This window comes from Pseudomonas parafulva (genome assembly GCF_002021815.1).
Classification (GTDB): Bacteria; Pseudomonadota; Gammaproteobacteria; order Pseudomonadales; family Pseudomonadaceae; genus Aquipseudomonas; species Aquipseudomonas parafulva_B.
This window is the reverse complement of sequence record NZ_CP019952.1, coordinates 2,866,140-2,882,617: the sequence shown is the minus strand read 5'-3', so window position 1 is coordinate 2,882,617 and position 16,478 is coordinate 2,866,140. Positions and strand designations below refer to the sequence as shown.

At 59.2% G+C, this 16,478-nt stretch carries 14 protein-coding genes and 4 tRNA genes; 14 read left to right on the top strand and 4 right to left on the bottom strand.

Annotated features, from left to right (window positions below):
- Positions 1–42 precede the first annotated feature (42 nt).
- Complete coding sequence (locus B2J77_RS12975) at positions 43–1,353, bottom strand: C4-dicarboxylate transporter DctA (RefSeq protein WP_058603776.1); 1,311 nt, start codon at positions 1,351–1,353, stop codon at positions 43–45.
- Positions 1,354–1,963: 610 nt separating this feature from the next.
- On the bottom strand, positions 1,964–2,821 hold the full coding sequence (gene folD, locus B2J77_RS12970; protein WP_058603777.1) for a bifunctional methylenetetrahydrofolate dehydrogenase/methenyltetrahydrofolate cyclohydrolase FolD: 858 nt from the start codon (positions 2,819–2,821) through the stop codon (positions 1,964–1,966).
- Positions 2,822–3,091: 270 nt separating this feature from the next.
- On the opposite strand from folD, the gene B2J77_RS12965 reads away from it, so the two are divergent.
- The 11 genes from B2J77_RS12965 to B2J77_RS12915 all read left to right on the top strand — a co-directional run bounded on the left by B2J77_RS12965 (position 3,092) and on the right by B2J77_RS12915 (position 12,851).
- Positions 3,092–3,168: transfer RNA gene (locus tag B2J77_RS12965), tRNA-Arg, on the top strand.
- Positions 3,169–3,209: 41 nt separating this feature from the next.
- Positions 3,210–3,285 (top strand) — tRNA-His (locus B2J77_RS12960).
- A gap of 51 nt (positions 3,286–3,336) precedes the next feature.
- Positions 3,337–3,421 (top strand) — tRNA-Leu (locus B2J77_RS12955).
- Positions 3,422–3,457: 36 nt separating this feature from the next.
- A tRNA-His gene (locus B2J77_RS12950) sits at positions 3,458–3,533 on the top strand.
- Between the two features lie 298 nt (positions 3,534–3,831).
- Entirely contained in the window at positions 3,832–4,131 is a 300-nt protein-coding gene (locus B2J77_RS12945; protein ID WP_058637417.1) for a DUF6388 family protein, read from the top strand.
- A 246-nt stretch (positions 4,132–4,377) separates the two neighbouring features.
- Positions 4,378–5,691, top strand: a complete 1,314-nt coding sequence (gene tig / locus B2J77_RS12940) for a trigger factor (protein WP_058603779.1) — start codon at positions 4,378–4,380, stop codon at positions 5,689–5,691.
- A 90-nt stretch (positions 5,692–5,781) separates the two neighbouring features.
- Entirely contained in the window at positions 5,782–6,423 is a 642-nt protein-coding gene (clpP, locus tag B2J77_RS12935) for an ATP-dependent Clp endopeptidase proteolytic subunit ClpP (protein ID WP_023536171.1), read from the top strand.
- A gap of 108 nt (positions 6,424–6,531) precedes the next feature.
- Positions 6,532–7,815, top strand: coding sequence for an ATP-dependent Clp protease ATP-binding subunit ClpX (gene clpX, locus B2J77_RS12930; protein WP_023536000.1), 1,284 nt, complete (start codon positions 6,532–6,534; stop codon positions 7,813–7,815).
- A gap of 161 nt (positions 7,816–7,976) precedes the next feature.
- Complete coding sequence (gene lon, locus B2J77_RS12925; RefSeq protein ID WP_058603780.1) at positions 7,977–10,373, top strand: endopeptidase La; 2,397 nt, start codon at positions 7,977–7,979, stop codon at positions 10,371–10,373.
- A 150-nt stretch (positions 10,374–10,523) separates the two neighbouring features.
- Positions 10,524–10,796, top strand: a complete 273-nt coding sequence (gene hupB, locus B2J77_RS12920; RefSeq protein ID WP_058603781.1) for a nucleoid-associated protein HU-beta — start codon at positions 10,524–10,526, stop codon at positions 10,794–10,796.
- Positions 10,797–10,979: 183 nt separating this feature from the next.
- Positions 10,980–12,851: a SurA N-terminal domain-containing protein gene (locus B2J77_RS12915; protein ID WP_078478800.1), complete on the top strand. Its 1,872-nt coding sequence runs from the start codon at positions 10,980–10,982 to the stop codon at positions 12,849–12,851.
- Positions 12,852–12,923: 72 nt separating this feature from the next.
- Here the strand turns inward: B2J77_RS12915 and B2J77_RS12910 are convergent, their stop codons facing one another.
- Positions 12,924–13,964 carry a patatin-like phospholipase family protein gene (locus B2J77_RS12910; protein WP_058603783.1) on the bottom strand — a complete coding sequence of 347 codons (1,041 nt, stop codon included), beginning with the start codon at positions 13,962–13,964 and terminating at the stop codon, positions 12,924–12,926.
- A gap of 163 nt (positions 13,965–14,127) precedes the next feature.
- Here B2J77_RS12910 and B2J77_RS12905 point away from each other — a divergent pair, with 163 nt between their 5' ends.
- The 3 genes from B2J77_RS12905 (at position 14,128) to B2J77_RS12895 (ending at position 16,069) form a co-directional block, all read left to right on the top strand.
- On the top strand, positions 14,128–14,406 hold the full coding sequence (locus B2J77_RS12905) for a hypothetical protein (RefSeq protein ID WP_023536014.1): 279 nt from the start codon (positions 14,128–14,130) through the stop codon (positions 14,404–14,406).
- Positions 14,407–14,420: 14 nt separating this feature from the next.
- Positions 14,421–15,200, top strand: a complete 780-nt coding sequence (locus tag B2J77_RS12900) for a CHAD domain-containing protein (RefSeq protein WP_058637415.1) — start codon at positions 14,421–14,423, stop codon at positions 15,198–15,200.
- Positions 15,201–15,271: 71 nt separating this feature from the next.
- Positions 15,272–16,069 carry an acyl-CoA thioesterase gene (locus B2J77_RS12895; RefSeq protein ID WP_058637414.1) on the top strand — a complete coding sequence of 266 codons (798 nt, stop codon included), beginning with the start codon at positions 15,272–15,274 and terminating at the stop codon, positions 16,067–16,069.
- A 6-nt stretch (positions 16,070–16,075) separates the two neighbouring features.
- On the opposite strand, the gene B2J77_RS12890 is transcribed toward B2J77_RS12895, so the two are convergent.
- A complete protein-coding gene (locus B2J77_RS12890) occupies positions 16,076–16,444 on the bottom strand; it encodes a hypothetical protein (protein WP_058637413.1) in 369 nt (122 codons plus the stop codon).
- Between the last annotated feature and the right edge of the window lie 34 nt (positions 16,445–16,478).

The following is a 16,478-nucleotide window of genomic DNA, read 5'->3' as shown; positions in this document are numbered from 1 at the left end:
TTCGCTCCTTCAGGGGCCGGCATGCGAGCCGGCCCTTTTCTTTCAGAATTCCTGTTGGTGGGCTGCAGGCTGCTTACGCGGGTTGTGCGCAAAGCCAGGCTTGCCGTCGAGCACGTTCTGAGCGCGCTCCAGGTCGATGTCTTTTTCCCAGCGGGCGATGGCCACGGTGGCAACGCAATTGCCGATCAGGTTGGTCAACGCGCGCCCGATGCCCATGAACCAATCCACAGCGAGTACCAGTACCAAGCCCACCACCGGGATCGCAGGGACTGCAGTCAGTGTCGCGGCAAGTATCACCAGCGCCGAGCCTGGAATCCCATGCGCGCCCTTGGACGTGACCAGTGAAACCAGCAAGATCGTCAGCAGGTCTGTCATCGCCAGGGGCGTACCGGTGGCATTGGCGATGAAGACAATGGCCAAGGTCAGGTAGATGGAGAAACCATCAAGGTTAAAGGAATAGCCGGTTGGAATCACCAGCCCGACCGTTGAGCTGCCGATGCCCAGGTGTTCGAGCTTGCGCATGATCTGCGGTAGCACGGCATCGGAAGAAGCCGTACCCAGGACGATGGTCAGCTCTTCGCGCAAATACTTGATCAGGGGCAGCAATTTCAGCCCCGACAAACGCATGACGGTACCCAGCACGATCAGCACGAACCCTGCGCAGGTGAGGTAGAACAACGCCACCAGGCCGCCCAGATGCTGGAGCGACTCCAGGCCGTACTTGCTGGTCGTGAAGGCGATGGCGCCGAACACGCCAATGGGCGCCAGACGCACGATCATGCCCATGATGCGGAAGATCACATGGCTAAGCTCGTTGATCAGCCGCGAAATGCCCGCAGCCGAATCGCCCACCAGGTTGAGCGCGCTGCCGAACAGTACCGAGAACAACAGTACCTGCAGGATGTTGTTGTCAGCAAAGGCACCTACCACCGAAGTGGGGATCAGGTCCATAAAGAACGCTGTGGCGCCATGGATATGCTGACCACGCTCGGCCAGGCTGTTGGCATCAGCGCCGGACAACTGGTCGAGGTGGATGTTGGCGCCGCTACCGATACCACTGGTGAACGCGAACACCAGGCCGATGACCAGCGCCAGCGTGGTCAGCACTTCGAAATAGATGACCGATTTGAGGCCGATGCGACCGACCTTCTTCAGGTCACCGGCACCGGAAATGCCGCTGACCACTACGCAAAAGACGATCAGGCCGATCAGCATCTTGATCAGCTTGATGAAGCCATCGCCGAGGGGTTTGAGCTGCAAGGAAAGGTCGGGGAAACTCAGGCCGCAGGCAACGCCAAGGGCCAGGCCCAGCACGACTTGAAGGAAGATCGAACGCGAGCACCATTTGAGCATGGGAGTGATCTCAGGTCGGTGTCCTTGCTTCGTTGGCCGCACGGGGCGAATGAGCGCAGGACTTAATTATTGTGGTCTTACCGGTTTGTTCAGCGCTTGGCCATAAAACGCCTATTTTCGGCGCAGTGCAAGCTTTTTTGGCCTTACCGGTCTGACCAGTCATGGTGCATGTAAACGCTCAATGCTCTGTTGGAGTGCAGTAAGTGTCAGCTCACCCATCAGAGGGCCTAGAGCTTAGGCAACATGCTACAGGCAGCAATAAGCTTGCCATGGAGGGCGGCATTCAACGCGAAAGCGTTTTAGATACAGACCCCAAGGGGATGTGATGAGGCTTGCGCAGGCCCGCGGGTTTAGGGCATCTGTGTTTATTGGAAACCCAATGGGGCAATGGATTGTTAGCTGACCCATGTAGTGCCAATTGTCACGCGCTGGCAGGTGGAGCCGAGAGGAGTCTGGCGTTCGATATCAGAGGTGCGCGATTAGCGGTGACTAAACGCAGCGGCAGGGCGGGCAGGCTGGCCAATAATCGAATTCGCCTGGATGAGGATGGGGCGGTAGATAACCGCCCGTCGCTCAAGCAATGACGGCAGGGCCGCCATGCTCGCTTGCCTCAATCGCCGTGAAGCGTTTCGGCCGCATACAAGGTGTTTTCCAACAGGCAGGCGCGGGTCATCGGCCCTACGCCGCCTGGCACCGGAGTGATCCAGCCAGCACGGGGAAGGGCGGTTTCGTAGACGACATCGCCCACCAGCTTGCCATCCTCCTGACGGTTGATACCGACGTCGATGACGATGGCACCTTCCTTGATCCATTCACCCTTGACCAACCCAGGCTTGCCGGCGGCAACGACCACCAGGTCCGCGCGCCCGACATGCCCTGCCAGGTCCTGGGTGAAGCGATGGCACACGGTGATCGTACAGCCGCTGAGCAACAACTCCAGCGCCATTGGCCGTCCAACTATGTTCGAGGCCCCGACGATCACGGCATTCATGCCGTACAGGTCCTGCCCGGTGCTCTGGAGCAGGGTCATGATGCCCTTGGGTGTGCAGGGGCGCAGCAGCGGGATGCGCTGTGCGAGGCGACCGACGTTATAGGGGTGGAAGCCGTCCACATCCTTGTCCGGGCGGATGCGCTCGAGCAGCAACGACGCGTCGAGGTGCGCGGGCAGCGGCAGTTGGAGCAGGATGCCGTCAATGGACGGGTCGTCATTGAGGCGATCGATCAGTTCAGTAAGCGCTTCTTGCGTGGTGTGGCTAGGCAGGTCGAAGGCCTGCGACAGGAAGCCTACTTCTTCGCAATCCTTGCGCTTGTGCGAGACGTAGACCTGGGAGGCAGGGTCGGTGCCGACCAGAATCACTGCCAGGCCCGGCGTGCGCAGGCCCTCCTGGCGCCGCTGCGCGACACGTTGAGCGATTTGCTGGCGCAGCTTGGCGGCAATCGCCTTGCCATCGATTAGTTGTGCAGTCATAGACGCGTGATTAACCATCGGAAGGGGAACAATAAAGAACGCGTATTCTCGCACGACATGGCTGGAGGGCAAAGGCGGGCGGTCGGGCAAATGCCCTAACCCCTTCAATAATTTAAATTTTTTTTAGAAAGTTGTTGACGACCCCAGGGGTCGGCTATAAGATTCGCCGCACTTGTCGGGCACAGCCTAGCACTGGTTGGCGAAGTCGGGCAGAATGAGTCGTTTGGCAGTGAGCTGTCAGTGTCTTGTTCGGTTAGGCTTCAAGCTTAAGCGCCCGTAGCTCAGCTGGATAGAGCATCCGCCTTCTAAGCGGATGGTCGCAGGTTCGAGTCCTGCCGGGTGCGCCACTTAGGCAGCTTTGGCAAGCAAGGTGTTTGAACGCGTTATGGTGGGCGTAGCTCAGTTGGTAGAGCGCTGGATTGTGATTCCAGTTGTCGTGGGTTCGATTCCCATCGTCCACCCCATATTCTTCGAAGGCGCCGCGCGGTAACTGGCGCCTTTGTTTTAAGCGTTACGCGGACGTGGTGAAATTGGTAGACACACTGGATTTAGGTTCCAGCGGCGCAAGCTGTAAGAGTTCGAGTCTCTTCGTCCGCACCATGCTTCAGTAAGGCAGTACCGTTACACCGCAATATGGTGGGCGTAGCTCAGTTGGTAGAGCGCTGGATTGTGATTCCAGTTGTCGTGGGTTCGATTCCCATCGTCCACCCCATCTTTAATACGAAAGGCGCCTTGATCGCGAGATCGGGCGCCTTTTGTTTTTTGGTGCGCCCGGATCCTGTGTGGGTGTTCGACCCGGTCGATCCTGTGATGATCAGGTCGGTCAACGCGCTGGACTGGCTCGCTCCCAGGCACCCGGCTTGCCTAATGGCTCGGCAGCGCTGCCTCGGGCCGTGGCGTCAGTATTTATTGCAGGCCGCCCTTGCAATCCGCTGGTTTCGTCCCAATAAAAGCTGATAGATTTCAGCCGGTTGAAACCCGATGAAGCGGGAAGTACCAGGACATAGCCAATGATCGCAAAAGAAGCCCGCCAGGCTGCCGCGCTGCAGCGTTTCGCCGAAGCGAACCCCCACTTGCTCGAAGAGATCCGCGCGCTGGATGCGCGTGAGCAGGCGCAGCAAATTCAATGGGCGTTCGAGGATGCCGCTGAAGAGCAAGGTATCCAGCCCTGGGAGCTCGCACTTGAGCTGATCGCCGAAACCCCGGAACAATTGCGGGTCATGCGCCTTGAGACCCACCGGGAGGTGGCCGATGCGCTGGGGTTGTCCTGGGAGGAGTACTGCGAGTTCAACGAGATAGAGCCCGAATAAGGGGCGTGCAGTTCAAGGTGTATTTGTTGAGCAAGATGTTGCGGCAAGTGATCGTTGCAATGTCTGGCCAGGCTTCTTGGAAACAGGTCGCGCGGTTCGCCGCGCGGCCCTTGAAAGTTAATCGACCGGCGTTGTTTCAGGTCGTCCCGAGTGGGGTGACTTCTGCTGCGCGACTCACTAGAATGCTTGCCCTTGATTCTGGAGTCGGGCTAACGCCGGCTAACGTCTGTGCAACGAGGAATATCCATGCAAGTTTCTGTTGAAAACACTTCCGCTCTCGAGCGCCGCATGACCATCGCCGTTCCGGCTGAGCGCGTCGAGAACGAAGTCAACAAGCGTCTGCAGCAGACTGCCAAGCGCGCCAAGGTTGCCGGCTTCCGCCCCGGCAAGGTGCCCATGAGCGTGATCCGTCAGCGCTTCGAGGCCGATGCCCGCCAGGAAGCCTTCGGTGATCTGGTTCAGGCTTCCTTCTACGAAGCCATTGTCGAGCAGAAACTGAACCCTGCCGGCGCGCCGTCCGTGGAACCGAAGTCGTTCGAAAAAGGCAAGGACCTGGAGTTCGTCGCGATCTTCGAAGTATTCCCGGAGTTCACCGTTGCCGGCCTCGAGTCGATCACCGTCGAGCGCCTGAGCGCCGAAGTCGCCGATTCTGACCTGGACAAGATGCTGGAAGTGCTGCGCAAGCAGAACACGCGCTTCGAAGCCGTCGAGCGCGCCGCGCAAACCGATGATCAGCTCAACATCGACTTCGTTGGCAAGGTTGACGGTGAAACGTTCGCCGGTGGCTCGGCCAAAGGTACCCAGTTGGTGCTGGGCTCCGGCCGCATGATCCCAGGCTTCGAAGACGGCCTGGTCGGCGCCAAGGCTGGCGAAGAGCGCGTCGTCAACGTGACCTTCCCAGAGGACTACCAGAACTTGGACCTGGCCGGCAAGGCCGCCGAGTTCACCATTACCGTCAACAGCGTGTCGGCCCCTGTGCTGCCTGAGCTGAACGAAGCGTTCTTCGCCCAGTTCGGTATCAAGGAATCGACCCTGGAAGGCTTCCGCGCCGAAGTTCGTAAGAACATGGAGCGTGAGCTGCGCCAAGCCATCAAGACCAAGGTCAAGAACCAGGTCATGGACGGTCTGCTGGCTGCCAATCCGATCGAAGCGCCAAAGGCTTTGCTGGAAAACGAAGTCAATCGTCTGCGCGTGCAGGCGGTTCAGCAGTTCGGTGGCAACATCAAGCCTGAGCAATTGCCGGCCGAGCTGTTCGAAGAGCAAGCCAAGCGCCGTGTTGCGCTGGGCCTGATCGTGGCAGAAGTGGTCAAGCAATACGACCTCAAGCCAGACGATGCCAAGGTTCGCGAGATGATCGAGGAGATGGCTTCGGCCTACCAGGAGCCTGAGCAAGTCATCGCCTGGTACTACAAGAACGACCAGCAGATGAACGAAGTGCGTTCGGTTGTGCTTGAAGAACAAGTTGTGGATACTGTTCTGCAGAAAGCGACTGTGACTGACAAGTCGGTCTCGTATGAAGAGGCCGTCAAGCCAGCCCAGGCACCTGACGAAGCCGAGTAAGCGGTCTTTTCGCAGGAAGCCCCCACAAGCCAGCCTTCGCGCTGGCTTGTGTGTATTCAAGCCATGACTATTTGGGAGTGAGCGCAGGACATGTCCCGCAATTCTTTTATTCAGCAGAGCTCTGACATCCAGGCTGCAGGCGGCCTGGTCCCTATGGTTATCGAGCAGTCCGCCCGTGGCGAACGCGCCTACGACATCTACTCGCGCCTCCTGAAGGAGCGCGTGATCTTCCTGGTTGGCCCGGTCGAAGACTACATGGCCAATCTCGTCGTCGCACAGATGCTGTTCCTTGAGGCGGAAAACCCGGACAAGGATATCCATCTGTACATCAACTCGCCGGGTGGGTCCGTAACCGCCGGCATGTCGATCTACGACACCATGCAGTTCATCAAGCCGGACGTATCGACCATCTGCATCGGCCAGGCCTGCAGCATGGGTGCGTTCCTGCTCGCTGCCGGTGCCAAGGGCAAGCGTCACTGCCTGCCGAACTCGCGTGTGATGATTCACCAGCCCTTGGGCGGGTTCCAGGGCCAGGCTACCGATATCGAAATCCATGCCCAGGAAATCCTGAACATCAAGGCGCGCCTGAACGAGCTTCTGGCCTACCACACCGGTCAGGATCTGGAGACCATCAAGCGCGACACCGAGCGCGACAACTTCATGAGCGCCTCGCGCGCAGCCGAGTACGGCCTGATCGACTCGGTATACGACAAGCGGCAACTGGCTTCCTGAAGCGGGAGGCCAGGGCAGGTAGGCGCATGATGCGCCTGCCTGCGGACTTGAAAAAGCCCGCAATTGCCTTCATCTTGTGTTACAAGCCTACCGGATTGGATCGATCGAATGACTGACACCCGTAACGGCGAGGACAGCGGCAAATTGCTTTATTGCTCCTTCTGCGGCAAAAGCCAGCACGAAGTGCGCAAACTGATTGCCGGGCCCTCGGTATTTATCTGCGACGAGTGCGTCGACCTGTGCAATGACATCATCCGCGAGGAGGTGCAGGAAGCTCAGGCCGAAAGCAGCGCGCACAAATTGCCTTCGCCGAAAGAAATCAGCGGTATCCTCGACCAGTACGTCATTGGTCAGGAACGCGCGAAAAAGGTGCTTGCCGTGGCGGTTTACAACCACTACAAGCGCTTGAACCAGCGTGACAAGAAGGGTGACGATGTCGAGCTGGGCAAGAGCAATATCCTGCTCATCGGCCCGACGGGCTCGGGTAAGACCTTGCTCGCCGAAACCCTCGCGCGCTTGTTGAACGTACCGTTCACAATCGCGGACGCCACCACCCTGACCGAAGCTGGTTATGTGGGTGAGGACGTTGAGAACATCATTCAGAAACTGCTGCAGAAGTGCGACTACGATGTGGAAAAGGCCCAGATGGGTATCGTCTACATCGACGAAATCGACAAGATTTCGCGCAAGTCGGATAACCCGTCCATCACCCGTGATGTTTCGGGTGAAGGTGTGCAGCAAGCCTTGCTCAAGCTCATCGAGGGCACCGTTGCCTCCGTACCTCCACAGGGCGGTCGCAAGCACCCGCAACAGGAATTTTTGCAGGTTGATACCCGTAATATCCTGTTCATCTGCGGTGGCGCGTTCTCTGGCCTCGAAAAGGTCATTCAGAACCGCTCCACCAAAGGTGGTATGGGCTTTGGTGCTGAAGTGCGCAGCAAGGAGGAGGGCAAGAAAGTCGGCGAATCTCTGCGTGAGGTCGAGCCTGACGACTTGGTCAAGTTTGGCCTGATCCCCGAGTTCGTGGGGCGCTTGCCCGTGTTGGCAACGCTTGATGAGCTGGACGAAGCAGCGCTTATCCAGATTTTGACCGAGCCCAAGAACGCGCTGACCAAGCAGTATGCCAAGCTGTTCGAGATGGAAAGCGTCGACCTCGAGTTCCGCAGCGATGCGCTCAAGGCCGTTGCTCGCAAAGCTCTGGAGCGCAAGACTGGCGCCCGTGGCTTGCGTTCCATCTTGGAAGGGGTGCTGCTCGACACCATGTACGAGATTCCCTCTGCGAAGGAAGTCAGCAAGGTGGTGATCGATGAAAGCGTCATCGAGGGTACCTCGCAGCCGCTGATGATCTACGAGAACAGCGAGCCGCAAGCCAAGGCAGCGCCTGACGCCTGATTCAGGGCAGGTCGCCTGACCGCGTAGCACAGAGGGGGCCTAGGGCCCCCTTTTTGCTTTTCCTGCGCCAGCGCTTGTAATTTCGCGGGTGTACCCCCACATTAGGTCCAAACATCAATTCCACGGTTTCCGGCCACTAAGGCCGCTGTAGAGGCGAAATCATGAAGACCACCCTCGACTTGCCTCTTTTGCCATTGCGCGACGTCGTTGTTTACCCGCACATGGTCATCCCGCTGTTTGTGGGGCGTGAGAAATCCATCGAGGCCCTCGAAGCCGCGATGACGGGCGAAAAGCAGATTCTCCTGCTCGCCCAGAAAAACCCGGCTGATGATGATCCGGGCGAAGACGCGCTATACCGCGTTGGTACCGTAGCTACCGTGCTCCAGCTGCTGAAACTGCCTGACGGTACCGTTAAAGTGCTGGTCGAAGGCGAGCAGCGGGGTACTGTCGAGCGCTTCAGTGAAGTCGACGGCCATGTGCGCGCTGAAGTGTCGCTGATCGACGAGACCGAGGCTGTCGAGCGCGAATCGGAAGTTTTCGTGCGCACACTGCTTTCGCAGTTCGAGCAGTACGTGCAACTGGGCAAGAAAGTGCCAGCCGAAGTGATGTCCTCGCTCAATAGCATCGATGAGCCCGGGCGCCTGGTCGACACCATGGCTGCCCACATGGCCCTGAAGATCGAGCAGAAACAGGAAATTCTGGAAATTGTCGACCTGCCAACGCGGGTCGAGCATGTCTTGGCATTGCTCGATGCCGAGATCGACCTGCTGCAGGTCGAAAAGCGCATCCGCGGCCGGGTGAAAAAGCAAATGGAGCGCAGCCAGCGCGAGTACTACCTGAATGAGCAGATGAAGGCCATTCAGAAAGAGCTTGGCGATGGTGATGAGGGTCACAACGAGCTCGAGGAGCTGAAAAAGCGTATCGAAGCCGCTGGCCTGCCCAAGGACGCCATGACCAAGGCCCAGGCCGAGCTGAACAAGCTCAAGCAGATGTCGCCGATGTCGGCTGAGGCCACCGTGGTGCGGTCCTACCTGGACTGGCTGGTTCAGGTGCCTTGGAAAGCCCAGAGCAAAGTGCGCCTGGACCTTGCCAAGGCCGAAGACATTCTCGATGCAGACCACTACGGTCTGGAAGAGGTCAAGGACCGTATTCTCGAGTACCTTGCCGTGCAAAAGCGCGTCAAGAAAATCCGTGGTCCGGTGCTGTGCCTGGTTGGTCCACCTGGCGTGGGCAAGACGTCCCTGGCCGAATCCATCGCCGCTGCGACCAACCGCAAATTCGTGCGCATGGCCTTGGGCGGGGTACGAGATGAAGCTGAAATCCGTGGCCATCGCCGGACCTACATCGGATCCATGCCCGGGCGGCTGATTCAGAAGATGACCAAAGTGGGCGTGCGTAACCCGCTGTTCCTGCTCGATGAAATCGACAAAATGGGCAGCGACATGCGCGGCGACCCGGCCTCGGCACTGCTGGAGGTGCTGGACCCCGAGCAGAACCACAACTTCAACGATCACTACCTGGAGGTCGATTACGACCTGTCGGACGTGATGTTCCTGTGCACCTCCAACTCGATGAATATCCCGCCAGCATTGCTGGACCGGATGGAGATCATTCGTCTTCCGGGTTACACCGAAGATGAAAAAATCAACATCGCAGTCAAATACTTGGTGCCCAAGCAGGTCAAGGCAAACGGCCTGAAAAAAGAAGAGCTGGAGATCGATGTCTCGGCCATCCGCGACATCATTCGTTACTACACGCGCGAGGCGGGTGTGCGCGGTCTTGAACGTCAGATTGCCAAGGTCTGCCGCAAGGTCGTCAAGGAGCACGCAGGGCAGAAGCAGGTCAAGGTCAAGGTCGCCGGCGAGCAGCTCGAACACCTGCTGGGCGTGCGCAAGTTCCGCTACGGCCTTGCCGAGCAGCAGGACCAGATCGGCCAGGTGACGGGTCTGGCGTGGACGCAAGTGGGGGGCGAGTTGCTCACCATCGAGTCCGTGGTCATTCCTGGCAAAGGTCAGTTGATCAAAACCGGCTCGCTCGGTGACGTCATGGTCGAGTCGATTACGGCTGCGCAGACAGTGGTGCGTAGCCGCGCCCGCAGCCTGGGGATCGCAGCCGACTTCCATGAAAAGCACGACGTTCACATTCATATGCCCGAAGGCGCCACCCCCAAGGATGGCCCAAGTGCAGGTATCGGTATGTGCACCGCGCTGGTGTCGGCCCTGACTCAAATACCCGTACGTGCGGATGTGGCGATGACAGGCGAAATCACGTTGCGTGGCCAGGTTCTGGCCATTGGCGGGCTCAAGGAAAAACTGCTGGCCGCTCACCGGGGCGGCATCAAGACGGTGATCATTCCTGAGGAGAACGTGCGCGACCTCAAGGAAATTCCAGAAAATATTAAACAGGATCTGCAGATCAAACCGGTCAAATGGATTGACGAAGTCCTGCAAATTGCGCTGCAATACGCCCCGGAGCCCTTGCCAGATGTGGCTTCCGACATTGTCGCGAAGGACGATAAGCGCGACACTGAGGCAAAGGAAAGAATTAGCACGCACTAGCAGTTTTAGTCTGGGGGGCTTTCTTGACAGTATTTTCGGCGCCTTGCTATAAAGCGGCACGTTATTGTCATCAGGCCACCCAGCACCGTTTTCACACGCTTTCTTTACATACTTAGAAACATACTCAATAGAGCACAAGGGGACTTACGAGTGAACAAGTCGGAACTGATTGACGCTATCGCCGCACAAGCTGACATTTCGAAAGCCACCGCTGGCAAAGCGCTGGACGCAGTGATCGAATCCGTCACCGGCGCCCTGAAGCAAGGCGACGATGTCGTTCTGGTCGGCTTCGGTACCTTCACTGTCAAGGATCGTGCTGAGCGTACCGGCCGCAACCCGCAGACCGGTAAGGCGATCAAGATCGCTGCCGCCAAGGTGCCAGGTTTCAAGGCAGGTAAAGGCCTGAAAGACGCCGTCAACTAAGTCGTCTCTTTCAGCCGGACCCGGCCTGGCCAGGTCCGAGCACGCTGAAGGCGGGACGCAAACGTTACCGCCTGATTCGTATGCTAAGAAAAGGCGCATCCTCGGATGCGCCTTTCTTTTATCAGGACTCTACCCACGCTCCGCGGTTGTCGACGCAGTGGTACAGCCGTCTCTGGGGGACGCATGCTGCAAAATATCAGGGACAATTCACAAGGTTGGATTGCCAAAACCATCATCGGTCTCATTGTCGTGCTGATGGCATTGACCGGGTTCGAAGCCATTTTCCAAGCCGCCAGCCACAGTCAGGATGCTGCCAAGGTAAACGGCGAAACGATCAGCCAGAACGAGTTGAGCCAGGCGGCCGACATGCAGCGCCGCCAGTTGGTGCAACAGTTGGGTAAGGACTTCGATCCTGCGCTGCTTGACGACAAGCTGCTGCGCGAAGAGGCCCTCAAGGGGCTGATCAGTCGCAAGCTGTTGCTCGAGGGTGCCAAAGACGCCAAGTTCGCGTTTTCCGACGCTGCGCTAGATCAGGTCATGCTGCAAACGCCGGAATTCCAGGTTGACGGCAAGTTCAACAGCGACCGTTTCGATCAGGTCATCCGTCAAATGGGCTATGGGCGTATGCAGTTTCGCGAGATGCTCGGTGAGGAAATGCTCATCGGGCAGTTACGTGCCGGGATCGCCGGCAGTAGCTTCGTAACCGATCAGCAAGTCGACGCTTTCGCACGCCTTGAAAAGCAGACCCGCGATTTCGCGTCCTTGACTTTCAAGGCCGATCTGGCCGCGATCAAGGTCAGCGACGAAGAGGTCAAGCAGCACTATGACGCCCATGCCAAGGAGTTCATGTCGCCTGACCAAGTCGTCATCGACTACGTAGAGCTCAAGAAGTCGTCCTTCTTCGACCAAGCCAAAGTCACTGACGAGGCGCTCAAGGCTCAGTACGAGAAGGAGATCGCCAACCTTGCCGAACAGCGCCGCGCGGCGCATATCCTCATCGAGGTCAACGACAAGACGACCGATGCCCAGGCCAAAGCGCGTGCTGACGAAATCGAACAGCGCCTGGCCAAGGGTGAAGATTTTGCCGCGTTGGCGAAGGAATTTTCCCAGGATCCAGGTTCGGCCAATAACGGCGGTGACCTCGGCTTTGCCGGTCCTGGTGTGTACGATCCGGCGTTCGAACAGGCGCTGTATCAGCTGCACGACGGCCAGGTCTCAGCTCCGGTTCGTACCGAATACGGCTATCACATCATCAAGCTGCTTGGCGTCGAGGCGCCCGAGGTGCCGAGCTTCGCTAGCCTGAAAGACAAACTGACCCGCGACCTCAAGACGCCACTGGTCGAGCAGCGCTACGTGGACGCCAGCAAGCAGTTGCAGGACGCCGCCTACGAGGCCTCCGACCTGGTACAGCCGGCCCAGGACTTGAACCTCAAGGTCCAAACGTCCGCTCCGTTCGGCCGCGAAGGCGGCGACGGCATCACTGCCAACCGCTCTGTGGTGCAGGCAGCGTTCTCGGAGGAAGTGCTGGAAGAGGGTGCCAACAGCACCGCGATCGAGCTTGATCCTGAGACGACGGTGGTACTGCGCGTCAAGGAACACCGCAAGCCTGCGCAGCTGCCACTCGAAACGGTTGCCAAGAACATTCGCGAGCACCTGGCCAAGGAGAAAGCCACCGCTGCCCTCAAGGCCAAGGCGGACAAGCTGATCGCGGGTCTGCGTGATGGTTCCATCGCCCCTGCGAGCGTTCAGGAAGGCCAGGGCTGGAAGCCCTATGAAGCTGTCTCGCGTGGTCAGGACGGTATCGACCCTGTCGAGCTACAGGCATTGTTCCGTCTCGGCAAGCCACAAGCCAAGGACAAACCCGTGTATGGCAGCGTTGTGCTGCGTGATGGCAGCCTGGTCGTGCTGCAACTCAAGGGCGTCAATGACGGTGCTGCGGCCACGGATGAAGAGAAGCAGCAGATCCGCCGCTACCTGGCGTCTCGTGCTGGCCAGCAGGACTTCGCCGCCTACCGCAAACAGCTGGAGGCCAACGCGGACATCACGCGTTACTAAATCCGTTTGGAGACACCCGACAGGCCGCCGCAAGCGGCCTGTTTTTTTACCTGAGCGAAGACGCCGCTAGCGTTAGCGTTTGACGCCCTCATGATTGTCCAATGTGTCGCGTGCAATCTCGCGCCCCAGCGCGATCAGCTCGGGCGCCTTGTAAAACTCGAAGAAGCGGCACACACGTTTGGGCACGTTGATCAGTACGTCAGGCGGATAGCCGGCGATCTTGTACTGCGCCAGTGAAGTCTGCATGACTTCGAAGCTCTGGTTGATCAAGTCCAGCAGCGAGGCGGGCCCTACGTTGTCGATGATGAACGAGCCGGTGGCAGACTTGGGCGCGCCTTCGCTTTCGGGTGCAGCCGTGGGCTGCTGCGCCTGTGGATCTGCCGACTCGGCCAGCCAAGGGTTCACGGGCGGAAAACGGTCGCGCGTCATGCCTTTTTCGATACGGACCAACTCTTCGGCGGGCTTGCGGCGAAATGGCAGGTGCGAGCCAAGCGAGTTGATCAGTGCATCGAATCGCATCTTGAAGGCTGCAGGCCGCTCTATCACCGGAAGTTGATAGTGCTTCTGGTTGGTCGCGTTGAGGTTGACCGCAATAATCAGGTCGCAATGGCTCGATACCACGGGCACGATGGGTAACGGGTTGAGGATGCCGCCGTCGACCAGCATGCGGTTACCCTGAACGACAGGCGTGAACAGACTGGGTATGGCAGCCGAGGCACGCATGGCCTGATGCAGGCAGCCTTCCTGAAACCAGATCTCCTGCTGGTTGGTCAGGTCAGCGGCAACGGCGGTATAGGGAATGCGCAATTGCTCGATGTCGATGTCGCCTACTATCTTGCGGATCTGGCCGAAGACCTTGTCGCCTCGGATGGCGCCCAGACTGAAGCTCACATCCACCAGGCGCAGGACATCCAGATAGTCCAGGCTCTCGATCCAGCGCTTGTATTGCTCAAGCTTGCCTGCAGCGTAGATGCCGCCAACCACCGCTCCCATGGAGCACCCGGCGATGCAGGCGATTTCGTATCCGCGACGTTCGAGTTCCTCGATCACGCCGATGTGCGCATACCCTCTGGCCCCGCCTGATCCGAGCACCAATGCCACGCGTTTGTTCATCAACTTCCCTCAGCATTCGCGACTTAAACACTACAATGCACGCATCGCACCCTCGGCATCAATGCGCAACCTGTCGAGCATGTGGCTTGCGAAGCCAAGCGGGCACTTTTGCAACGGGTTGGCGTCGAACGTGCATTGTTTCTTTCCCTCAGAGGTTTAACCGATGAAAGCCTGGATCTGCCTGCCGTTGATTGCCCTGACCCTTGCCGGTTGCGCTGGCAAGACGGCGTACCGTGACAGCTGTGCCACACAACTGGACGCCGCCTGGAAGGAGCTCGATCTGGCCAAGGCTGAAGGCTTCGCCGGGGCCGTGAGTTACTCCAAGGCGCTGTCGCTGCTCACTGGCGCCAAGACGCAACAGCAATTCGAGGGTTACGAGAGCTGCACGCGCAAGGCTGAAAAAGCACGCTTCTACATCCGTGAGTCCCGTGCCGGCCGTTGATCGAGGGTTGCCATGTGTCTGACATGATTGATCACCTCATCGCTCAGATCATCACCTTGCACGTCCGGCTCCTGGCGTGCCGCGAACGCCTGGCGGTCGACACCGACAGTGAAGCCTTGCACGATCTGCGCACCAGCGTGCGCCGCCTGCGCAGCCTGGTGCGACCGCTACGCGGGCTGCCGGGTGTGGAGCCACTCGAAAGTGCTGCCAAGGCTCTTGGAACGCTCACCACGCCGCTGCGCGATGGCGAGGTGCTGGGCGCCGCCCTCATTGCCCAGGGGGCCGAGCAAGCTGGCCGCAGGCGTCTGCAAGGGCGAGGACCATCTTATGCCAGCGTCGCACACAGCCCGCAGCTGACCCGGCTGCTGGCGACGGTTGATGCGTTTCCCGCGTTTGTGCGTGGCGCAGAGCGCGATGGCCTGATTAAGGGGTTGGACAAGCATATCGAGAAACGCCTGCGCAAACAGTGGCGCAAACTGGCCGCGGCCTTGCAAGATCCCGAGCACGATCGCCACCGGTTGCGGTTGCTGATCAAACGGGCGCGGTACGCAGACGAAGCCTACCCCCAGTTCGGCCACGCCCCGAAGAAGCTTCAGCGCACACTGAAACGCGCGCAGGGCGATCTGGGGGATTGGCATGACCGTCTGCAATGGCTGCTGCAAGCGCAACAGCATGCCGATCTGGCTGGCTGCATGAGCGGATGGGCACACGAACTGGAAGCGGCCGAGCGTCGGTCGGACAGCACGCTGGACGCCTTGGGTGAGGCGTTGGCCCACCACAAGCCCGGACAATGACCGATATGAAGGCTGCTGCGGGGGCTAGAGCAGGCTAGGATGGACATCCGTTACCCGTCCAGGAGCTGCCCATGACGTTTGAACAAGTGCTTGAGGCTGCCAGAGCTCACCCCGACAGCGTACGCGTGCCAGCAGGGTGGGGTCAGGGACGAGCGATCTTTGGCGGCCTGATGGCTGCCATGGTGTTCGAGGCGATGCGTGCCCGGTTAGGCCATGACCGCCCGGTGCGTTCGCTGGCCATTACCTTTGTCGCCCCTGCTTCGGCAGATACTCCGATTTGTCTGGAGGTCGAAGTATTGCGCCAGGGCACGGGTGTCAGCACGCTGCTGGGCCGCGCCGTGCAGCAGGGGCAGGTGGTGACGCTGGTACAGGGCAGTTTCGGCGCCGCACGAAGCTCTGCGGTGTCCGTACTGCCCCTACCTGCGCCGCAGATGCCAGCCCTTGAGGAAAGCGCGGCAGCCTTGCCTCACATCCCGGGAGTGACCCCGGAATTCATGAAGAACCTGGAGTTGCGCTGGGCAATCGGTGGGCTGCCGTTCAGCGGCAATGACTCGCGCGTCATGGGGGGCTGGGTGCGCTTGCGTGACATGCAGGGCGGGGTAATGAGCGAGGCGCACCTGCTGGCATTGGTAGACGCATGGCCACCTAGCGTACTGCCCATGCTGAAACAGCCAGCGGCCGGCAGTACGCTTACCTGGACCATCGAGTTCGTGCAGCCTGTACGTTCACTGAACGCTGGCGATTGGTGCCAGTACCGCGTGGAGACCGAATACGCACACGAGGGCTATGGCCATGCCGCCGCCGCATTATGGAGTGACGATGGCGCGTTGTTGGCCTTGAGCAGGCAAACGGTAACGGTATTTGCCTAAAGGCCATCACCTTCGAGGCTTATGACGGTCGCGCCAGGCCTGCCACCACGCGCCACTCAGGACGAAACGCGGGAATGTGATGAACTGTTCGCTGAGCACGCGTTGAACCCGGTCAGTACGGTCGATGAAGGGCTCTTGAATGTCCGCCTCCAGGCGGTGGCCGTGACGTTGAAGCCCAATGGCCGCGACCAGGGCGAGCAGACCGACGGCCAGCTGCACGATGTCCAGCCCTAACAAGCCAGACACGATCAACAACGCACCTAGAATGAAGAGCGGAACCGCTATCAAATGCAGCACCAGGTTTGCAGGGTGACGATGGCTCTGCGGGTAGCCGCGCCATTGCCAGGCGAGCAGATTGGGTAGGCGTTTGTTCATGGGCACTTCCTCTCGATCATGCCCAAAGCTTAGT

Bases quoted from the DNA above. Each gene is read 5' to 3' on its own strand.
- B2J77_RS12975 (WP_058603776.1), bottom strand. From the start codon at position 1,353: ATGCTCAAATGGTGCTCGCGTTCGATCTTCCTTCAAGTCGTGCTGGGC.
- folD (WP_058603777.1), bottom strand. From the start codon at position 2,821: ATGACTGCACAACTAATCGATGGCAAGGCGATTGCCGCCAAGCTGCGC.
- B2J77_RS12945 (WP_058637417.1), top strand. From the start codon at position 3,832: ATGATCGCAAAAGAAGCCCGCCAGGCTGCCGCGCTGCAGCGTTTCGCC.
- tig (WP_058603779.1), top strand. From the start codon at position 4,378: ATGCAAGTTTCTGTTGAAAACACTTCCGCTCTCGAGCGCCGCATGACC.
- clpP (WP_023536171.1), top strand. From the start codon at position 5,782: ATGTCCCGCAATTCTTTTATTCAGCAGAGCTCTGACATCCAGGCTGCA.
- clpX (WP_023536000.1), top strand. From the start codon at position 6,532: ATGACTGACACCCGTAACGGCGAGGACAGCGGCAAATTGCTTTATTGC.
- lon (WP_058603780.1), top strand. From the start codon at position 7,977: ATGAAGACCACCCTCGACTTGCCTCTTTTGCCATTGCGCGACGTCGTT.
- B2J77_RS12915 (WP_078478800.1), top strand. From the start codon at position 10,980: ATGCTGCAAAATATCAGGGACAATTCACAAGGTTGGATTGCCAAAACC.
- B2J77_RS12910 (WP_058603783.1), bottom strand. From the start codon at position 13,964: ATGAACAAACGCGTGGCATTGGTGCTCGGATCAGGCGGGGCCAGAGGG.
- B2J77_RS12905 (WP_023536014.1), top strand. From the start codon at position 14,128: ATGAAAGCCTGGATCTGCCTGCCGTTGATTGCCCTGACCCTTGCCGGT.
- B2J77_RS12895 (WP_058637414.1), top strand. From the start codon at position 15,272: ATGACGTTTGAACAAGTGCTTGAGGCTGCCAGAGCTCACCCCGACAGC.
- B2J77_RS12890 (WP_058637413.1), bottom strand. From the start codon at position 16,444: ATGAACAAACGCCTACCCAATCTGCTCGCCTGGCAATGGCGCGGCTAC.